We start from the raw sequence: 1,930 nt of genomic DNA on the forward strand, positions 1-1,930 counted from the left end.
GCTTTCTGGCCACCATCCCCACGCGAAGCAAAGCTCCGCTGTGAGTTGACATCAGCATCGGGATGTCAGGACCGCGCGACTTGACCGTGCGCGGCAGATCGTTCGTCGGCGCGAGAACCCGCGCTGCAATCCACCACGCCCACCGCTCCCCGCCCCGCGTGCCGTGACGACCGCGATACGCCCCTCACCTTGGGACGGGATGCGCGAGAGGATCGACCTGATTTGCCCGACAACGCAAGGACTGATGAGTGCGACATAGTAACCCGACGGGCAAAGGCGGCGTCTCGAAGCGCGACGCGGCACGCACAATCGCCTCAAACAGACAAAGCTGTCGTCGGCGAACGCCGAAACCCAGAACCGCGGCTGCGATGAGGCAGGTTACTGATAGCAACGTCCCTCGATAGCGTCCGCGGTATGGGTCCCGGCGTTCGCCGGGACTACACCGGTGATTGAGCGCGGTCTTGCGACACACTCCGCTGTCGTCCCGGCGTTGAGCCGGGACCCATAACCACCGGCCGTGATGAGGTAGGCAACTGGCAGCGACGTCCCTCGATAGCGTCCGCGGTATGGGTCCCGGCGTTCGCCGGGACGACAGCGGTGGTCAAACGCCGCTCATGGAGAAACTCCAACATTGTGTTAGTCTTCCTCCACACGGATCTCAGCGTCGCTGAGTGCCTGCATGACGCGCTCGATGTCCTCCGGCGCCACGGTGCTGCCCGCACAGATGGCGTTGAGCTCGTCGAACGTGATCCAGCCTTTGCGCTCGCCGATGTCGATCGCGCGGCGGATGATGTCGGAGATGTTCATGCTGATGCCTCGACCAGTGGCTCTCAATCATCGAGCCGAGACTCGGTCTACTCGGCGAAACAAGCAGCGTCCAGTGGTCTGCCGTCATTGCGAGCGAAGCGAAGCAATCCAGGGCTCCGCCCCGACTCTGGATTGCTTCGCTTCGCTCGCGATGACGTCTGGAGAGATGTCGACCAAACCGGCGGGACCGTAGCCCGCATAAGAGCAGCATAGGCGGGCTCTAACGGGCTGCGCGTGAGAACCCGGATGTCGCTGCGCTCATCCGGGCTACGGCGGCGGCAGCGACACCTCCGCTGCCTTGCGGCCCTAGCGCGCCAGCACCTCGACCTCGCCGTCGACGCCGTTGACGACGTTGAAGGAGCGCTCGAACACCTTGCCTTCGTATTTGGCGATGGCGCGGTAGTCGCCTTCGGACAGCACGACCTTGGGGAAGGCGCCGACGGATTCCTTGATCACGTCGCCGCCAGGATTGATGACCGACCAGGCGGTGTTGGCGAGCGCCTCGCCGCCCTTGTCGGAGACGAGCTTCAAAGTGATGACCGCGGCACGGTGCGTGACCGTGACGTCGGTCAGCTTGCTGGCCTGAACGCGGATATCGGAGCGCACCACCGAGTTGGCGTCGCCGTAGTTGGAGACGATGTAATAGGTGCCTTCCGGCAGCATCAGCATGTCACCGGCGGCAACGTTGGGCACGATCGGCGCGCGCTCGCGGCCGTCGAACTGGCTGCCCTTGTAGATCGCGAACGAGATCTGATTCTGCGGGATCTTGCTGGTGCCCACGCGGCCCTCGAGGCGCAGGCCGCCGGCCGGCAGCAGGAACGACTCGCGGTCGGTCTCTGCCTTCAGGTTCACCGTCCTGACCGCGCTGACGAGGCCGAGCGCGACGTGGACGACGTAGTTGCCGGGCGGCAGCACGATGTTCGGCGTGGGACCGCGATCCTCGCGCAGCATCTTGAAGGCGCCGGTCTCGTCGGGCCGGTCGGCGAACACCCGCCAGACCAGGCCGCCATTGATGTTCGGCAGATCCTTGCCGAAGCGCGCCGACAGCGACAGAACACCCTGGTTGGGCGCAGCGGCCGGCGGAGGCGTCATCGGCGGTGGGGTGCCCGGCGCGATCGCTGCA

General features: G+C 65.3%; 2 protein-coding genes. Both read right to left on the bottom strand.

The features are described from left to right. Positions 1–636 precede the first annotated feature (636 nt). The gene (locus BRAO375_RS26070) at positions 637–807 is read right to left on the bottom strand and encodes an RNA polymerase sigma factor region1.1 domain-containing protein (RefSeq protein ID WP_009030435.1); all 171 of its coding nucleotides are present in this window, start codon (positions 805–807) and stop codon (positions 637–639) included. Positions 808–1,113: 306 nt separating this feature from the next. After that, the coding region (locus BRAO375_RS26075) for an RgsD C-terminal domain-containing protein (RefSeq protein WP_035642257.1) at positions 1,114–1,930 on the bottom strand (817 nt) is incomplete at its 5' end.

Origin of the sequence: Bradyrhizobium sp. ORS 375, from assembly GCF_000239775.1 — a bacterium.
Lineage (GTDB): Bacteria > Pseudomonadota > Alphaproteobacteria > Rhizobiales > Xanthobacteraceae > Bradyrhizobium.